Raw genomic sequence first — 15,607 nt, forward strand, 5'->3', positions numbered from 1 at the left:
ACTACTCTCCGGCGAGACCTCCGAGCAGGTGCCCGCCGCCGGACGCGGCCTCGCCGCCCATGAGGCGCTGGAAGCTGCCGAGGTAGTTCGCGGGGTCGAACGGATCGCCGCCCGTCGCGGGCTCACGGCGGGCGACGGCCTCGGCGAGCTCGCGGGCGCCCTTCTCGACGCGGGCGCTGAGCGGCGCGACCTGGTCGGCCGCCCCTCCCCAATCGCTCGAGGCGGCGAACACGCCCGTCGACACGGCATCGGCGTGGAGGTAGGCGAACAGCGGCCGGATCGCGTAGTCGATCGCGAGCGAGTGACGCGCCGTCCCGGCGTTGGCTCCGATGAGCACGGGCATGCCGGTGAGGGCATCGGGATCGAGCACATCGATGAACGACTTGAACAGCCCCGAATAGCTCGTCGAGAAGATCGGCGTCACGACGATGAGTGCGTCGGCGGAGACGACCGTGTTGATCGCCGACTCGAGCGCCGGCGGCGCGAACCCGGTCAGCAGGTTGTTCGTGATGTCGTGCGCGAGGTCGCGCAGCTCGATCGTGTCGACGGATGCCGCGATGTCCCGCTCCGCGAGCTGAGCGACCGTCGCCGCGGCGAGCCGGTCGGCGAGCATGCGCGTCGAGGACGGGTTCGACAGCCCCGCCGAGACGACGGCGATCCGGCGCGCGGTCATCGTGACGCCGCCGCTCCGAATGCGGCGCCGGCGGGGCTCGCCGACGACACCACGTCCTGGTAGGGCGAGGGACCGGACAGGTTGTCGCCGCGGTTGGCGCGCGGTGTCGCCTGGCGGCTCGGGCCGTCGCCGTAGGTCGCCGTCACGCGCGCCGCATGCGTCGGCGCGTCGGGGACGTTCGCCGGGCGGTTCTGCGCGAGTTCGCGACGCAGCACCGGCACGACCTCGCCGCCGAGGAAGTCGAGCTGCTCGAGCACGGTCTTCAGCGGGAGCCCGGCGTGGTCCATGAGGAACAGCTGCCGCTGGTAGTCGCCGAAGAGATCCCGCATGCCGGCGTAGCGATCGATGACCTGCTGCGGCGAGCCGACCGTCAGCGGCGTCATCTCGCTGAAGTCCTCGAGCGACGGGCCGTGCCCGTACACCGGCGCGTTGTCGAAGTACGGGCGGAACTGGTTCACGGCATCCTGCGAGTTCTTCGCGATGAACGCCTGGCCGCCGAGTCCGACGATCGCCGTCTCGGGCGCGCCGTGGCCATAGTGCTCCCAGCGCTGGCGGTAGAGGCCGATGAGCCGCTGGTAGTGCTCGGCGGGCCAGAAGATGTTGTTCGCGAAGAAGCCGTCGCCGTAGTAGGCGGCCTGCTCGGCGATCTCCGGCGTGCGGATCGAGCCGTGCCACACGAACGGCGCCACGCCGTCGAGGGGGCGCGGGGTCGCCGTGAATCCCTGCAGAGGCGTGCGGAACTTCCCCTCCCAGTCGACGACGTCCTCACGCCACAGCTTGTGCAGCAGCGCGTAGTTCTCGATCGCGAGCGGCAGCCCCTGGCGGATGTCCTTGCCGAACCACGGGTAGACGGGGCCCGTGTTGCCGCGACCCATCATGAGGTCCATGCGGCCGCCGGAAAGGTGCTGCAGCATCGCGTAGTCCTCGGCGATCTTCACCGGGTCGTTGGTCGTGATGAGCGTCGTCGAGGTCGAGAGGATCAGCCGCTCGGTCTGCGCGGCGAGGTAGGCGAGCGTCGTCGTCGGCGAAGACGACCAGAACGGCGGGTTGTGGTGCTCGCCGAGGGCGAAGACGTCGAGGCCCACCTCTTCCGCATGCTTGGCGATCGTGACGGATGCCTGAATGCGCTCGGCCTCGCTCGGGGTGTGCCCCGTGGTCGGATCCTGCGTGATGTCGCTGACCGTCATGATGCCGAACTGCATCTGCTGCGCCATCGGCTGCTGCTCGTCCACGGTTTCCCTGCCTTCCGGATGCCTCGGCATCCAATACATGCAAATGAATGTATCTGATCCAACGCGGCGACGTCCAGGTTATTCCCGGCGAGTAGGGTTGCCTGCGATGACTCAGCCGCCCGCGCCGCCTGCCCCGACCACCGGCACGACGCCGAAGGTGAAGCGCCGGGTCCCGCTGTGGGACAACGCCCGCTTCGCCTGCGTCGTGCTCGTGGTCCTCGGGCACGCGACCCAGCGACTGACCTACGACAGCGATGTCGCGCTCGGTCTGTACCTGCTCGTCTACGCCTTCCACATGCCGGCGTTCGCGATCATCTCGGGCTACTTCTCGAAGTCGGACGCGCCCAGCCGCCGCCAGATGGCGCGTGTCATGACAGACATCGTCGCCCCGTACGTCATCTTCGAGGCGCTGTGGACCCTGACGAAGTGGCTCGTCGAGGGTCGGGCGAATCCGAACTTCACCGAGCCGTCGTGGACGCTCTGGTTCCTGCTCGCCCTCGCGATCTTCCGCCTGATCCTGCCCTACCTGGCGCTGCTGCGCTGGCCGCTGCTGTGGACGGTGGTCATCTCGATCGCCGCCGGGTACTGGTCGAACGTCGACTCGACCCTGTCGCTCTCGCGCACCCTGGGGCTCCTGCCCTTCTTCACGCTGGGGTGGTGGCTCGCGCACCATGACGTCGTGGCGCGTCTGCGGCTGCTGCAGCGCCGCCGACTGTGGGTGCGCGTGGGCGCGCTCGCCCTGTTCGCCCTCACGGGGTTCATCGCCTGGTTCTTCGTCGACACGTGGCGCGCCGTGAACCTGCGTGAATGGCTCTTCTACGACGAGAGCTACGCCGACCTCGGCGGCCCGTGGTGGTCGGGTGCGGTGCGTCTCGCGCTCATGGCGATCGCCCTCGTGCTGAGCGTCGCGTTCTTCGCGCTCGTGCCGCGCGGCACGTACTGGTGGTCGCACTTCGGCCAGTACACGATGTACGTCTACCTGCTGCACTCGTTCGTGCTCTACCCGTTCCGCGAGAGCGGAGTCCTGCGCGACGCCGAGCCGACATGGCTCTGGCTGCCGGCGGTCATCGTGCTGTCCGTGGTCATCGCGCTGGCCCTCGCCACGAAGCCCGTGCGGACGGTGTTCCGCCCCCTCATCGAGCCGCGGCCGGCGTGGCTGTTCGCCGATCCGGCGCTCGCCGGACGCGAGGGGCACCGCAACGATCCGACGGGCTCGCGGCGATCCCGCTAGGCGGTCCCGCTAAGCGTCGGGCGTCCCGGGCCGCTATCCCCGCGCAGCGCGCGGATCATCGCCGCGAGAATCCGGCGCGCGTCCTCCTGCTCGGCATCGGTGAGCTCGGAGAGCATCCGACGCTCCACCGAGCGCACCGCGAGGCTCGCCTCCTCGAGGCGCCGTCGCCCCCGTGCCGTCAAGCGGGTCGGAAGCGTCCTGCCCACCGGCGGCTCTGCCGGGCGCGTCACGCTGCCCTCGCGCTCCAGCTGGCGCAGCAGGACGTTCATGGACTGCCGCGTCACGAACGTCCCGCGGGCGAGCTCGGAGTTCGACAGGCCAGGGCGCTGAGCCAGCAACTCGAGGCAGGAGTAGTGCGTGACCGTCATCCCCAGCGGCTGCAGCACCTCCTCCATCGCCGCTCGCAGGGCGCTCGACGCCTCCTTCAGCCGATAGCCGAGGGACGTCTGCAGTTCGATGCGCTCATCGTTTTGACCCATGTCAGTAGTCTGACATACACTCATGTGTGTCAGAAAACTGACACGACAGTGAGGAGCACGACCATGACCGCCACCGGCCCCGATTTCATCTCCCTCCAGGTCCGCGACCTCTCGGTGTCGCAGGCGTTCTACGAGCAGTACCTGGGGCTCGTGCGCTCGCCGGCCGGTCCGCCGCACGCGGTCGTGTTCGAGACGACGCCGATCGCGTTCGCCCTGCGCGACATCGTCCCCGGCACCGACCTCGACGCCGCCGCCCAGCCCGGCATCGGCGTCGCCATCTGGCTGCACACCACCGACGTGCAGGCGATCCACGACGCTCTCGTCGCCGACGGGCGGGACATCGCCGCCGCTCCCATCGACGGTCCGTTCGGGAGGACGTTCACCTTCACGGACCCCGACGGATACCTCATCACGCTGCACGACCGCGCCTGACGGGGCAGACGCCCTCGCGGCTTCATCGGACGCAACATTCGCGCGTCCGCGCCGGGGGCGTCCTAGCCTCGGTTCATGACCGACTTGAATCTGCCGATCCTCGACCTCTCCCAGCTCGACGACGGACCCGAGGCGGCCGCCGCGTTCCGGAGCGCGCTGCGCGACGCGACGCACGACGTCGGCTTCTTCTACCTGACCGGTACGGGGGTCACGCCCGAGCTCGAGGCGCGACTGCACCGCACCGCGCGCGCGTTCTTCGACCTGCCCGAGGCCGACAAGCTCGCGATCGAGAACGTGAACAGCCCGCACTTCCGCGGCTACACGCGCGTCGGCGGCGAGCGCACGCAGGGCCAGGTCGACTGGCGCGAGCAGATCGACATCGGCCCCGAGCGGGACGCCGTGGACGACGAGGATGCGCCGGACTTCGCGCGCCTGATCGGCCCGAACCTCTGGCCCGACGCGCAGCCCGAGCTGCGCGAGGTCGCGACCGAGTGGCAGGAGCACCTCGCGGGCGTCGCGCGCAAGCTGCTGCGAGCCTGGGCGCTGACCCTCGGCGCCCCGGAGAGCTACTTCGACGAGCACTTCGGCGAGCCGGCGACGCTGCTGAAGATCGTCCGCTACCCGGGTTCGCGCGAGCCGGAGCCCCAGCAGGGCGTCGGGGCGCACAAGGACGCGGGCGTGCTGACGCTGCTCTGGGTCGAGCCCGGAAAGGGCGGCCTGCAGGTGCAGCGGGACGGGACCTGGGTGGATGCCCCGTCGGTCCCGGGCGCGTTCGTCGTGAACATCGGCGAGATGCTCGAGTACGCGACCGGCGGCTACCTGATCGCGACGAACCATCGCGTCGTCTCGCCGCGCTACCCCGACGACCGGATCTCGGTGCCGTACTTCTTCAACCCGGCGCTCGACTCGCGTCTGCCGCTGATCGAACTGCCCGCCGAGCTCGCGGCGCAGGCCCGCGGAGTGACGCAGGATCCCACCAACCCGATCCACGCCCTCTACGGCGAGAACGCGCTCAAGTCGCGCCTGCGCGCCCACCCCGACGTCGCCGAGCGCTGGCACGCCGACCTGCTCGCCTCGCGCGCCTAGGCATCCCGCCGGGAATGACGAGAGCCGCCCCACACCGTGGGGCGGCTCTCCAAGAATGTTTCGCGCGATTGAACGCTGGACGCTGATGCTTAGCGGCGAAGACCCAGACGCTCGATGAGCGAGCGGTAACGGTTGATGTCGACATCCTGCAGGTAACCCAGCAGGCGACGGCGCTGACCGACGAGCAGGAACAGCCCACGACGCGAGTGGTGGTCGTGCTTGTGCTCCTTGAGGTGCTCGGTGAGATCCTTGATGCGCTGCGTCAGCATCGCGACCTGCACCTCGGGGGATCCGGTGTCACCGGGGTGCGTCGCGTACTCTTCGATGATCGCCTTCTTGACGTCTGCTTCCAGTGCCATAGGTGATCCCCTTCCTCTTTGTTGCGCGGCGCCCGACGCCTGATACGTGGGCTCTCTTTCTCCGCGGCCGATCCAACGGCAACCTGAAGAGTCTACCAGCGCACGGATGCCACGGCGAATCCCGTCGGCGCGGCTGCCGGTAGCCTCGATGAGTGAGTACCCCCAAGCGCCTGCCGCGTCTGCGGCGCGAGCATTTCATCGATCTGCGACCGTTCCGTGTGAGCCCCGCCTTCGCGCGGCTGTGGGTCGGGTCGACGCTCGCCGGTCTCGGCGGCCAGCTCACGATCGTCGCCGTCATGCTGCACGTCTACGAACTGACCGGCGACACCTTCGCCGTCTCGATGGTCGCCGTCGTCGGTCTCGTCCCCATGGTCATCGCCGGCCTCTACGGCGGAATGCTGGCGGATGCCTTCGACCGCCGCCTCGTCGCTCTGCTCGCGGCATCCGTGACCTTCGTCTCGACGCTGCTCCTCGCGATCCTCGCGTGGTCGGGGCACGAGAGCGTGGCGTGGCTGTTCGTCCTGTCCGCGGTCAACTCTTCGGCGAACTCGATCGTCGGTGCGACGAAGTCGGCGATCACGCCGCGCCTCCTCCCCCGCGAGCTGCTGCCGGCGGCCGCCGCGCTCCAGGGCATCACGGTGGGGATCATGGTGATGGCAGGGCCGGCTCTCGCGGGAGTGCTCGTCGCGTTCACCGGCTACGCGTGGACGTACTCGATCGACGTCGTCCTCATGACGAGCCTGTTCCTGGGCCTGTGGACGCTGCCGCGCATCCGCCCCGAGGGCGAGATCGTCCGCCCGGGGCTGGAGTCGCTGCGTGACGGGCTGCGGTTCCTGAAGCGCGCGCCGAACATCCGCCTGCAGTACATCCTCGACATCACGGCGATGACCTTCGGCCATCCGATCGCGCTGTTCCCCGCGATCGGAGCCGTGCTCCTGGGCGGCGGCGCGATCACGACCGGCGCTCTCACCGCCGCGATCGCGGCCGGCGCCTTCATCTCGAGCCTGTTCTCCGGCCCGATCGGGCGCTACCGGTGGCACGGCATCGGCATCCAGCGTTCGATCCAGGTGTTCGGTGCGGCGACGGCACTGTTCGGCCTCGTGCTCGTCGCGGGCGCGCTCGGCTGGTTCGCTCCGGCCGCGGTCGACGAATCCCACGCGAACCTCGTTCTCATCGTGCTCGCGATGATCGCGCTCGCTCTCACGGGCGCGGCCGACAACGTCAGCGCGATCTACCGGTCGACGATGATGCAGGCGGCCGTTCCCGACACGATGCGCGGGCGCCTCCAGGGGGTGTTCATGGTCGTCGTCGCGGGCGGACCGCGTATCGGGGCACTGTACGCGGGCACCCTCGCGACGCTCACCGCGCTGTGGGTGCCCTCCCTCGTCGGCGGGCTCCTCATCGTCGCGCTCGTCGGCGTGCTGGTGCGGTTCAACCCCGGCTTCCGCTCGTACGACGCGGAGCACCCCGTCCCGTAACACCGCCTCGCAGACTGCCGCACTCCGGCGGATATCGGCCATCGTGCTGCCGCACGGGTCATCGTGTCCGCGATGCGGGCTATCGTCGCCTCGTGACCTCGCCCTCCCTCTCTGCAGCGCCCGCCGCGCCGGCGTCGATCGCCGTGCAGTTCATCCTGTGCGGAATCGTCTGGGGGTCGAGCTTCCTGTTCATGAAGGTCGCCCTGGAGGGGATGTCGCCCGCGCAGGTCGTCTGGGGGCGGTTGCTCCTCGGGGCCATCACCCTCGGCGTCTTCGTCGCCCTGCGTCGAGAGCGGCTGCCGCGACGCGTGGCCGTCTGGGGGCACATGACCGTCCTCGCCGTCTCGTTCTGCGTCGTGCCGTTCCTGCTCTTCTCCTGGGCGCAGCAGCACGTCACCAGCGGCCTCGCGAGCATCTACAACGCCACGACGCCGATCATGACGGCGATCATGGCGTGGCTCGTCTTCCGCGTCGAGCGGCTCAAGATCGGCCAGATCATCGGCATCCTGGTGGGGATCCTCGGTGTCATGGTCATCATCGCGCCATGGCAGGGCCTCGATCTCTCGCAGAGCCTCGTCGCCCAGCTGACGATCCTCGGCGCGACGGCCTGCTACGGCTTCAGCCTCGCCTACATGCGACGGTTCACGTCGAATACCGGCATGAGCGCGCTCGTGTTCTCGTTCCTCAACATCGGGATCGCCGCGGTGATCATGCTCGCCCTCACGCCCGTGCTCGTGCTGACGCCGGTGCGCCTCGACGTGTGGGTCGTCGGCAGCGTCGTCCTTCTCGGATGCCTGGGCACCGGCATCGCGTACATCTGGAACCAGAACGCGCTCCGGGCGTGGGGCCCGACGCGCGCATCGACCGTCACCTACATCACGCCCGTCGTCGGGGTGCTTCTGGGGGTCGTCATCCTCGGCGAGACGCTGACCTGGAACGAGCCGGTCGGCGCACTCGTCGTGTTCGTCGGCATCCTGCTCGCGCAGAACCGGCTGCGACCGCCGCGGCGGAGCGGAAAAACGACGGGAGCGGATGCCGCACCGGCGACATCCGCTCCCGTGAGACCGCCCGCGGCGGGGCCGGTCAGCTCCCTCACGCCTGGATCGAACCCTGCAGGTCGAGGGTGATCGTGACGTCCTTGCCGACGAGCACGCCGCCCGACTCGAGCGCCGCGTTCCAGGTGAGGCCGAAGTCCTCGCGGTTGACGACGGTCTTCGCCGTCGCGCCGGCCTTGTAGTTGCCGTACGGGTCGGTGCCGAAGCCGCCGAACTCGAGCTCGAACGTGACGGGCTTGGTGACACCGTGCATCGTCAGGTCGCCGTCGACGAGGAAGTCGCCGCCCTCGTAGCGAACGCCCGTGGAGACGAAGTCGATCGTCGGATAGGTCTCGACGTCGAAGAAGTCGGCCGAACGCAGGTGGTTGTCGCGGTTCTGGTCGTTCGTCGAGATCGACGCGGCATCCACCGACGCCGTGACCTTCGCCTCGAGGGGGTTCTCGGGCGCTTCGATCGTGGCGCTCTTGAGCCCGAACTCGCCGCGGACCTTCGAGATCATCATGTGGCGCAGGCTAAAGGTCACCTCACTGTGCGAGGGGTCGAGCACCCAGGTGCCCGCCTTGTAGCCCGGAACGTCGACGGTCGTGGTGGAGTCGGTCATGGTTTTCCTTCGGTGAGACGGAAGATGGTCTGCGGGGTGAAACGCCCCCGCAGACCATCTATTCCCGCGAATATAAAGTTCTTCTGAACGCTCAGCCGACCGCGAGCAGATCGATGATGAAGATCAGGGTCTTGCCGCCGAGGAAATGCCCGCCCGCGGGCCCGTAGGCGAGGTGCGGCGGGATCACGAGCTCGCGGCGACCGCCGACCTTCATCCCCGGGATGCCGTCCTGCCAGCCCTGGATGAGACCACGCAGCGGGAACTGGATGGACTCGCCACGGCCCCACGACGAGTCGAACTCCTCGCCCGACTCGTACTCGACGCCGGCGTAGTGGACGGTGACGTTGTCGCCGGGCTTCGCCTCGGCCCCGTCGCCGACGATGAGGTCGCGGATCACGAGATCGGCGGGCGCGGGGCCCACGGGGGCGTCGAACTCGGGCTTCGTGCGGTCTTGTGTCATGCATCCATCCAAGCACGGATGCCGGGGATTGACAGACTCAACGCCCGGTGCCGCGGCGATGCCTGCGTGTCTCCCGGGCGTTGAGTTGGTCTGTCGTGCCCCCATTCTCAGCGCCCCGCTCGCGGGTGTCAAGGCATCCGCCCGACCGATGCGCGGTCGATGCGCGGTCGATGCGCGGTCACTGCGCCAGCAGTGCGGCGCGCGCCGAGGTCGCGCGCGCGAGGAGCGCGCGCTCGTCCTCGACCGAGTGCGGGTCGCGCCCGGTGCGGGTGCGCTCGCGCGCGGCAGCGAGGGACGTGGCATCCCGGATGAAGGCTGTCATCGCCGGGGACCGGTCGCCGGGAAGTGTGCGCGCCCACGCGCGGGCGCGGCGTCGGCCCGCCGGAGTCGCGAGCAGATCGACCTCGGCGGGGGTGAACCAACCCGCGGCGGCGTACTCTCCCAGCCGTGCCCGCGTCACTCGCGCCTCTTCGCGCCGGAGCGCGACGACGCCCAGCACGAACGCCACGAACAGCGGCACCTGGAGAGTGACGTAGAGGTGGAAGAAGTCCGCGAACAGCGCCGACCCGTTCCAGAGCGCGTGCAGCGCCGCGCCGCACAGCATGCCGACCAGTCCTGTCGCGGCTGCGCCCCCGGCGGTCGCTCCGCGCCGGGCGGCGAGACCCAGGGCGTACCCCGTGATCGCAGTGAACATGACGTGAGCGAACGGCGACAGGATGCCGCGAAGGAAGAACGTGAATGCCGTGTCCGAGACCCCGCCCTCGATGAGGCTGGTCGCGAAATAGAGGATGTTCTCGGTGAACGCGAAGCCCGCTCCGACGAGCGCACCGTAGACGACGCCGTCCACCGGTCCGTCGAACGTGCGGCGCCCGAAGACGAAGACCAGGAAGACGCCGAGGCCCTTGGCGAACTCCTCGACGAGCGGTGCCTGGATCACGGACGACAGGGCGTCCCGCACGGGGTCGTCGGGGGTGACCGGGAGGAGCACCGAGAGCGCGACGTCGACGCCGAGCGCGATCGCGACCGCGGCCACGGCGCCCCATGCGACGGCGAAGACCACGAGGGAGGCCGGCTCCGGCTCCCACCGGTCCACGATCCGCACCGCCCACAGCACGCCCACGAGCGGGATCAGGGCGAGCGCGAAGCCGACGACCGACGCCACGACGCCGAGATACGTGAGGACGTAGGCGACGACCCCGATGAGGACGACGAGCAGCACCGCGAACACCCAGATCGGTGCGGCGCGGCCGCGGCGCGGCATCGGGGGCATCGGCGCACCGACGGGAGCGGGCGACACCGGCGCGGGCGCGATCGGTGCGGGCACGGCGGATGCGGGCTGGGCCAGCGGCGAGGGGTGGCTCATGGCGATCAGCCTAGAGGTGAGCGTCGGCGCGCCCGCACTCGCGGGTAGCCTGGACGAATGCGTTTCGCCCACCTCCGGCTGCCCGACTCTCTCGCGCCCGGGTCTCTCGTGCCCGGGTCTCTCGCGCCCGAGCTCGCCGTCGTCGTCGGCGACCGCGCCGTCGTCGTCGGCGCGCTGTTCGAGGGGGCGCCGCGCGCACTGCAGCAGCTCATCGACGGGGGCGACGAGCTGCTCGCACGGGTGCGCGAGGCGGCTGCCGCCGGGTCCGACACACTGGCGGACGCACCGTCGGTGGCGCTGGCCGACGCCGTCTTCGCGCCCGCCGTGACCGCTCCCCCCATCGTCCTCGCGATCGGGCTCAACTACGCGGCGCACTCGAGCGAGCTCGGGCTCAAGGCCGACACCGCGCCGACCGTCTTCGTGCTCTGGCCGAACTCGCTCGCCGCTCACGAGGAGACGACCTCGTGGCCGCGCTCGCTCAGCGAGTCGATCGACTACGAGGCGGAGCTCGGCGTGATCATCGGAACGCCGGCGAAGGATGTCGCGGCATCCGACGCCCTCGACCATGTCTGGGGCTACACCGTCGTCAACGACATCACGGCACGGGACATCCAGTTCTCCGAAGCGCAGTGGTCGCGGTGCAAGTCGTTCGACGGGTTCACGCCGAACGGGCCGTTCGTCGTGACGGCCGACGAGATCTCCGACCCGCAGGATCTGCACATCTGGGCCGTCGTGGACGGACAGACGGTTCAGGATGCCTCGACGGGCCAGATGATCCGCTCGGTCGCGACCCTCGTGGCGCACCTCTCGCGGTCCGCGACGCTTCTGCCCGGAACCCTCATCTCGACCGGGAGCCCCGGCGGTGCGGGCTACTCGCGCGACCCGCAGATCTTCCTGCGCGACCGCTCCACGGTGACGGTCGGCGTCGACGGCATCGGCTCCCTCACGACGCACTGCCGCATCATCGGCTGACGCATATCGGGCGGAGCCGCACGGGCCGCCCCGCGAACCGCGACGCCCCGGGCGGCCGCAGGAGGGCGGACGGCACGGGGCGTCGCGGTCGGGTCAGCGGCCTGACTGATCCAGGAGCTGCTGGCAGCTCAGCTGCTGACCGAACACCTCGACCGTGGCACTCGGGTCGTTCGCGCAGACCGTCGCCGCGTTGATCGACTCGATGAAGATCGGGATGAAGATCGCCGCGATGATCGCACCGATCACGAGCAGCACGGCGCTGATGATGATGGCCGCCAGCGCGAAGCCATTGCTGCGACCCGCCTTCTTCGACTGCACGAGCGCGACGATGCCGAGGATCAGCGCGATCAGCTGCACGAAGAACGCGAGGACGAACGCGACGATCCCGAGTGTCTTCCCCGGGACGGGGGTTCCCGGCGCGGGTGTCGCGGCAGCGTACGTCGGCGCGGCCGCGTACGCGGGCTGCTGGTAGGCGTTCGCGTCCGGAGCGGGCGGAGCAACGGGCGTCGCCGGCGCGTACTCGCCGTAAGCGGGTGGCGCCGGCGGCGGCGCGTACTCCCCGTAGGCGGGCGGCGCCGCGGGCGCGGGGCCCTGCGGGTCGGGATTCTCCGAGCTCGGGTTCTCCGGGCGCGGATTGTGCGGATCGGTCATGAGTCGGTCTCCTCTGCGGGGATCGTGCCGGTGGTTCCGGTCCTCCGACGCTATCGGTCTCCGGCGGTGATCAGCCGCCGCAGGTGATCGTCTGCCCGTTGACCTCGTAGACGCCGGCGGGGTTGTCGAGGCAGAACTGCACGAGATCTCCGGCGGTCGAGGCGAACACACTGATGAGCACGATGGCGACGATGATGCCCACCACGATCAGCACCGAGCTGATGATGACGGCGGCGAGCGCGAAGCCGTTCTTGACGCCGGCCTTGCGACTCTGCACGAGGGCGACGATGCCGAGGATGAGCGCGATCAGCTGTGCGAAGAACGACAGCACGAACGCGACGATGCCGAGCGTCTTGCCGGGCACCGTCGTCGGGGTGGCCGGAGGACCGGCATACGCAGGGGCGGCGGCGTAGCCCGGAGCGGGGGCCCCGTACGCGGGCGGCTGCGGGATGTCGGAGTTCTGCGGATCGGACATGTCGTTCTCCTCGAAGGAATCGGCCGCGGCGTGCGGGCTCGACAGAAAGCTATCGCCCGCCGGCCTCCATCCGCCAGCTTCCGCGGCGACGGGCCGGTCAGCTCTCGACGAGGTTCTCCGCCGGCTGGATGATGGGGATGGCCTGCGTGATCGCCTCGAGCCCCGACAGCCGGGCCGGCGAGAGCTGCTTGTCGACCTCTTCGCGCGACATGAGCCCCGCCTCGACGACGAGGTCGCCGACGTTGCGGTGGGTCAGGAGCGCGGTCTTGGCGAGCGCCGCGGATGCCGCATAGCCGATGAAGGGGGTGAGGGCCGTGACGACGCCGACCGACGACCCCACCATCGCGCCCAGTCGGTCGCGATTCGCGGTGATCCCGTCGATGCAGTTGATCCGGAGCGTACGCATGCCGCGACGCATCCAGGTGATCGACTGGAAGATCGAGTGCGCGATGATCGGCTCGAACGCGTTCAGCTGCAGCTGACCCGCTTCCGAGGCCATCGTCACGGTGAGGTCGGCACCGGCGACGGAGAAGGCGACCTGGTTCACGACCTCGGGGATCACCGGGTTCACCTTGCCGGGCATGATCGAGGACCCCGCCTGCTGGGCGGGCAGGTTGATCTCGCCGAGTCCGGCCTGGGGGCCGGATGACAGCAGGCGCAGATCGTTGCAGATCTTGGAGAGCTTCATGGCGTTGCGCTTGAGGGTGGAGGAGAACGACATGAACGACCCGGTGTCGCTCGTGGCCTCGACGAGGTCGTCGGCGGTCGCGAGGTCGAGCCCGGTGATCTCGCGCAGATGCGCGAGCACGGCGGGCGCGTAGCCGGGGTGCGTCGTGATGCCCGTGCCGATCGCGGTCGCTCCCATGTTGATCTCGAAGAGCAGGTAGCGGTTCTCCGTGAGTCGCTGGTGGTCGTAGCCGAGCGTCGTCGCGAAGCCGTGGAACTCCTGACCGAGCGTCATGGGCACGGCGTCCTGCAGCTGTGTGCGGCCGATCTTGAGGATGTCGTGGAACTCGACGGCCTTGCTCATGAACGACTGCTTCAGCAGGTCGAGCTCTTCGAGCAGGGTGACGAGGTCGAGGCTCAGCCCGATCTTCACCGCCGTCGGATAGACGTCGTTGGTCGACTGCGAGCGGTTCGTGTGGTCGATCGGCGAGAGGAAGGCGTAGTCGCCCTTGGGGCGACCGGCCATCTCGAGCGCGATGTTGGTGATGACCTCGTTCGCGTTCATGTTGGTCGACGTGCCGGCGCCGCCCTGCACGACCCCCACGACGAACTGGTCGTGGAACTCGCCGTCGATGACCCGCTGAGCGGCACGATCGATGAGGCTCGCGCGTTCGGCATCCAGCACGCCGATGTCGCGGTTCGCCCGCGCGGAGGCCTGCTTGACCATCGCGAGCGCGACGACGAGGTCACGGTAGACGGAGATCGGTCGCATGGAGATCGGGAAGTTCTCCAGCGCGCGAGCGGTGTGGATGCCCCAGTAGGCATCGGCGGGGATCTCCATCGATCCCAGCGAGTCGGATTCGGTGCGCATCTTCGCGTCCAGTGCCATGAGTGCGGTCCTTGTGGGTCGTAGCCTCGGGTGGTCCTCCCGAGCCTAACCCCGCACGCGCGCGCCCCCGATGTACACGGCGTACATCGGGGGCGCGCGTTCCGCCGTCAGGGCGCTGGCGCCGTCATCGGTCGACGCTCGACATGTCGGCGTACCGCGCCCCCACCGGTGGCGTGAGCGCGTCGAGGCGAGCCCGCTGATCGGCGCTCAGAACGAGCTCCGTCGCGCCGATGTTCTCCTCGACGCGTTCGAGCCGACGCGTCCCGGGGATCGGGGCGATGTCCTCCCCCTGCGCGAGGATCCAGGCGAGGGCGACCTGTGCGGGCGTCGCCCCGGCATCCGCCGCCACCTCTGCGACGACGTCGACGATCTTCAGGTTCGCCTCCAGCGCGCCCTGCGCGAAGCGTGGGTTGGCCCGGCGGAAGTCGGTGTCGTCGAGGGCCTCGACCGAGCGGATCGCGCCGGTCAGGAACCCGCGACCGAGGGGCGAGTACGGCACGAAGCCGATGCCCAGCTCGCGGAGCGTCGGGAGCAGCTCGCGCTCGGGCTCGCGCGACCACAGCGAGTACTCGGTCTGCACCGCGGTCACGGGATGCACGGCGTGCGCACGACGGATCGTCGCGGGCGCGGCTTCCGACAGCCCGTACCCGCGGATCTTCCCCTCGGCGACGAGCGCCGCGACCTCTCCCACGGTCTCCTCGATGGGCGTCGCCGGATCCATGCGGTGCTGATAGTAGAGGTCGATCCGGTCGGTGCGCAGTCGACGCAGCGATCCCTCCACCGCGAGACGCACGTTCTGCGGCGAGCCGTCGTAGCCGGGCTGATCGCCGTCGCGGTGGCGGATCGTGCCGAACTTGGTCGCGATGACCGCCTCGTCGCGACGACCCGCCTCCGCGAGCGTGCGGCCGAGCAGTTCCTCGTTGGCGTACGGACCGTACATCTCCGCGGTGTCGAGGAACGTGACCCCACGATCGAGCGCGCCCAGGATCGTGCGGGCGCCGCCCGCGTCGTCGGCACCGGCGCCCGTGTAGAAGGCGCTGATGCCCATGAGGCCGAGCCCGATGCGGCTGACTTGCGGGCCGGCGGTCCCCAGAGTGATGGTCTTCATGATGAGGCGATCTCCTTGTCGTAGATGTCGATCTTGTGGTCGATGGCGGCGAGGCTCGCCGTGATCTCGGTGAGTTGTGCGCGCACCGCCTCGCGGTGTGCCACCAGCAGCTCCCGCCGCTGCGCGATCGTCGAGTCGCCCTCGCGCACGAGCTCGGTGTAGCGCCGCATCACGGCGATCGGCATGCCGGTCCAGCGCAGGCGGGTGAGAAATCGCACCCATCCGATGTCGCCGTCCGAATAGCGCCGATGCGACGAGGACGCCCGGTCGACGGGCGTCAGCATGAGCCCCGCGCGCTCGTAGTAGCGAAGCGTGTGCGTCGAGACGCCGGTCGCGGCGGCTGCCTCAGCGATGGATACGCCGTCGTGGATGAGGGTCATGAGCCCACGGTAGAACT

18 protein-coding genes are annotated in these 15,607 nt (G+C 69.5%); 6 read left to right on the forward strand and 12 right to left on the reverse strand.

The annotated features are described in order from the left end of the window. Position 1: 1 nt before the first annotated feature. Both J0I43_RS13315 and J0I43_RS13320 read right to left on the reverse strand, forming a co-directional pair. Complete coding sequence (locus J0I43_RS13315; protein ID WP_292864721.1) at positions 2–673, reverse strand: FMN reductase; 672 nt, start codon at positions 671–673, stop codon at positions 2–4. Beyond that, positions 670–1,875: an LLM class flavin-dependent oxidoreductase gene (locus J0I43_RS13320; protein ID WP_292865334.1), complete on the reverse strand. Its 1,206-nt coding sequence runs from the start codon at positions 1,873–1,875 to the stop codon at positions 670–672. The genes J0I43_RS13315 and J0I43_RS13320 overlap by 4 nt, the downstream gene beginning before the upstream one ends. Before the next feature lie 136 nt (positions 1,876–2,011). On the opposite strand from J0I43_RS13320, the gene J0I43_RS13325 reads away from it, so the two are divergent. Then, positions 2,012–3,136, forward strand: a complete 1,125-nt coding sequence (locus tag J0I43_RS13325) for an acyltransferase family protein (protein ID WP_292864724.1) — start codon at positions 2,012–2,014, stop codon at positions 3,134–3,136. Here J0I43_RS13325 and J0I43_RS13330 read toward each other — a convergent pair. Next, on the reverse strand, positions 3,133–3,615 hold the full coding sequence (locus J0I43_RS13330) for a MarR family transcriptional regulator (RefSeq protein WP_292864727.1): 483 nt from the start codon (positions 3,613–3,615) through the stop codon (positions 3,133–3,135). The genes J0I43_RS13325 and J0I43_RS13330 overlap by 4 nt on opposite strands. 63 nt (positions 3,616–3,678) lie before the next feature. Here J0I43_RS13330 and J0I43_RS13335 point away from each other — a divergent pair, with 63 nt between their 5' ends. Both J0I43_RS13335 and J0I43_RS13340 read left to right on the forward strand, forming a co-directional pair. After that, complete coding sequence (locus tag J0I43_RS13335; RefSeq protein ID WP_292864730.1) at positions 3,679–4,047, forward strand: VOC family protein; 369 nt, start codon at positions 3,679–3,681, stop codon at positions 4,045–4,047. Between the two features lie 75 nt (positions 4,048–4,122). Beyond that, positions 4,123–5,133, forward strand: a complete 1,011-nt coding sequence (locus J0I43_RS13340; protein ID WP_292864733.1) for a 2-oxoglutarate and iron-dependent oxygenase domain-containing protein — start codon at positions 4,123–4,125, stop codon at positions 5,131–5,133. Between the two features lie 89 nt (positions 5,134–5,222). Here J0I43_RS13340 and rpsO read toward each other — a convergent pair whose 3' ends face one another. After that, complete coding sequence (gene rpsO / locus J0I43_RS13345; RefSeq protein WP_018187174.1) at positions 5,223–5,492, reverse strand: 30S ribosomal protein S15; 270 nt, start codon at positions 5,490–5,492, stop codon at positions 5,223–5,225. A 152-nt stretch (positions 5,493–5,644) separates the two neighbouring features. On the opposite strand from rpsO, the gene J0I43_RS13350 reads away from it, so the two are divergent. Together J0I43_RS13350 and J0I43_RS13355 are read left to right on the forward strand one after the other, a co-directional pair. Next, complete coding sequence (locus J0I43_RS13350) at positions 5,645–6,970, forward strand: MFS transporter (protein ID WP_292864736.1); 1,326 nt, start codon at positions 5,645–5,647, stop codon at positions 6,968–6,970. 92 nt (positions 6,971–7,062) lie between these two features. After that, positions 7,063–8,097: a DMT family transporter gene (locus tag J0I43_RS13355; protein WP_292864738.1), complete on the forward strand. Its 1,035-nt coding sequence runs from the start codon at positions 7,063–7,065 to the stop codon at positions 8,095–8,097. Here the strand turns inward: J0I43_RS13355 and J0I43_RS13360 are convergent. From J0I43_RS13360 to J0I43_RS13370, 3 genes are all read right to left on the reverse strand, one after another. Further along, positions 8,063–8,626, reverse strand: a complete 564-nt coding sequence (locus J0I43_RS13360) for a YceI family protein (protein WP_292864741.1) — start codon at positions 8,624–8,626, stop codon at positions 8,063–8,065. The two genes, J0I43_RS13355 and J0I43_RS13360, sit on opposite strands and share 35 nt — an antisense overlap. A 91-nt stretch (positions 8,627–8,717) precedes the next feature. Further along, positions 8,718–9,086 (reverse strand): FKBP-type peptidyl-prolyl cis-trans isomerase, encoded by a 369-nt coding sequence (locus tag J0I43_RS13365; protein WP_292864744.1) that lies wholly within the window; start codon positions 9,084–9,086, stop codon positions 8,718–8,720. Positions 9,087–9,264: 178 nt separating this feature from the next. Next, positions 9,265–10,449, reverse strand: a complete 1,185-nt coding sequence (locus J0I43_RS13370) for a PrsW family intramembrane metalloprotease (protein WP_292864747.1) — start codon at positions 10,447–10,449, stop codon at positions 9,265–9,267. A gap of 57 nt (positions 10,450–10,506) precedes the next feature. Between J0I43_RS13370 and J0I43_RS13375 the strand changes: the two genes are divergently transcribed. Beyond that, entirely contained in the window at positions 10,507–11,421 is a 915-nt protein-coding gene (locus J0I43_RS13375; protein ID WP_292864750.1) for a fumarylacetoacetate hydrolase family protein, read from the forward strand. 93 nt (positions 11,422–11,514) lie between these two features. Here J0I43_RS13375 and J0I43_RS13380 read toward each other — a convergent pair whose 3' ends face one another. The 5 genes from J0I43_RS13380 to J0I43_RS13400 form a co-directional block, all read right to left on the reverse strand. After that, complete coding sequence (locus J0I43_RS13380) at positions 11,515–12,072, reverse strand: DUF4190 domain-containing protein (RefSeq protein WP_292864753.1); 558 nt, start codon at positions 12,070–12,072, stop codon at positions 11,515–11,517. Positions 12,073–12,142: 70 nt separating this feature from the next. Beyond that, positions 12,143–12,547, reverse strand: a complete 405-nt coding sequence (locus J0I43_RS13385) for a DUF4190 domain-containing protein (protein ID WP_292864756.1) — start codon at positions 12,545–12,547, stop codon at positions 12,143–12,145. 97 nt (positions 12,548–12,644) lie between these two features. Then, the gene (locus J0I43_RS13390; RefSeq protein WP_292864759.1) at positions 12,645–14,102 is read right to left on the reverse strand and encodes an aspartate ammonia-lyase; all 1,458 of its coding nucleotides are present in this window, start codon (positions 14,100–14,102) and stop codon (positions 12,645–12,647) included. 124 nt (positions 14,103–14,226) lie between these two features. Further along, the gene (locus tag J0I43_RS13395) at positions 14,227–15,210 is read right to left on the reverse strand and encodes an aldo/keto reductase (RefSeq protein WP_292864762.1); all 984 of its coding nucleotides are present in this window, start codon (positions 15,208–15,210) and stop codon (positions 14,227–14,229) included. Then, positions 15,207–15,590 carry a MerR family transcriptional regulator gene (locus tag J0I43_RS13400; RefSeq protein ID WP_292864765.1) on the reverse strand — a complete coding sequence of 128 codons (384 nt, stop codon included), beginning with the start codon at positions 15,588–15,590 and terminating at the stop codon, positions 15,207–15,209. Before J0I43_RS13400 ends, J0I43_RS13395 begins: the two co-directional genes overlap by 4 nt. Positions 15,591–15,607 lie beyond the last annotated feature (17 nt).

Origin of the sequence: Microbacterium sp., assembly GCF_017305435.1 — a bacterium.
Lineage (GTDB): Bacteria > Actinomycetota > Actinomycetes > Actinomycetales > Microbacteriaceae > Microbacterium.

Bases quoted from the DNA above. Each gene is read 5' to 3' on its own strand.
- J0I43_RS13375 (WP_292864750.1), top strand. From the start codon at position 10,507: ATGCGTTTCGCCCACCTCCGGCTGCCCGACTCTCTCGCGCCCGGGTCT.
- J0I43_RS13380 (WP_292864753.1), bottom strand. From the start codon at position 12,072: ATGACCGATCCGCACAATCCGCGCCCGGAGAACCCGAGCTCGGAGAAT.
- J0I43_RS13360 (WP_292864741.1), bottom strand. From the start codon at position 8,626: ATGACCGACTCCACCACGACCGTCGACGTTCCGGGCTACAAGGCGGGC.
- J0I43_RS13395 (WP_292864762.1), bottom strand. From the start codon at position 15,210: ATGAAGACCATCACTCTGGGGACCGCCGGCCCGCAAGTCAGCCGCATC.
- J0I43_RS13330 (WP_292864727.1), bottom strand. From the start codon at position 3,615: ATGGGTCAAAACGATGAGCGCATCGAACTGCAGACGTCCCTCGGCTAT.
- J0I43_RS13365 (WP_292864744.1), bottom strand. From the start codon at position 9,086: ATGACACAAGACCGCACGAAGCCCGAGTTCGACGCCCCCGTGGGCCCC.
- J0I43_RS13320 (WP_292865334.1), bottom strand. From the start codon at position 1,875: ATGCAGTTCGGCATCATGACGGTCAGCGACATCACGCAGGATCCGACC.
- J0I43_RS13335 (WP_292864730.1), top strand. From the start codon at position 3,679: ATGACCGCCACCGGCCCCGATTTCATCTCCCTCCAGGTCCGCGACCTC.
- J0I43_RS13370 (WP_292864747.1), bottom strand. From the start codon at position 10,449: ATGAGCCACCCCTCGCCGCTGGCCCAGCCCGCATCCGCCGTGCCCGCA.
- rpsO (WP_018187174.1), bottom strand. From the start codon at position 5,492: ATGGCACTGGAAGCAGACGTCAAGAAGGCGATCATCGAAGAGTACGCG.
- J0I43_RS13315 (WP_292864721.1), bottom strand. From the start codon at position 673: ATGACCGCGCGCCGGATCGCCGTCGTCTCGGCGGGGCTGTCGAACCCG.
- J0I43_RS13385 (WP_292864756.1), bottom strand. From the start codon at position 12,547: ATGTCCGATCCGCAGAACTCCGACATCCCGCAGCCGCCCGCGTACGGG.
- J0I43_RS13325 (WP_292864724.1), top strand. From the start codon at position 2,012: ATGACTCAGCCGCCCGCGCCGCCTGCCCCGACCACCGGCACGACGCCG.
- J0I43_RS13400 (WP_292864765.1), bottom strand. From the start codon at position 15,590: ATGACCCTCATCCACGACGGCGTATCCATCGCTGAGGCAGCCGCCGCG.
- J0I43_RS13340 (WP_292864733.1), top strand. From the start codon at position 4,123: ATGACCGACTTGAATCTGCCGATCCTCGACCTCTCCCAGCTCGACGAC.
- J0I43_RS13390 (WP_292864759.1), bottom strand. From the start codon at position 14,102: ATGGCACTGGACGCGAAGATGCGCACCGAATCCGACTCGCTGGGATCG.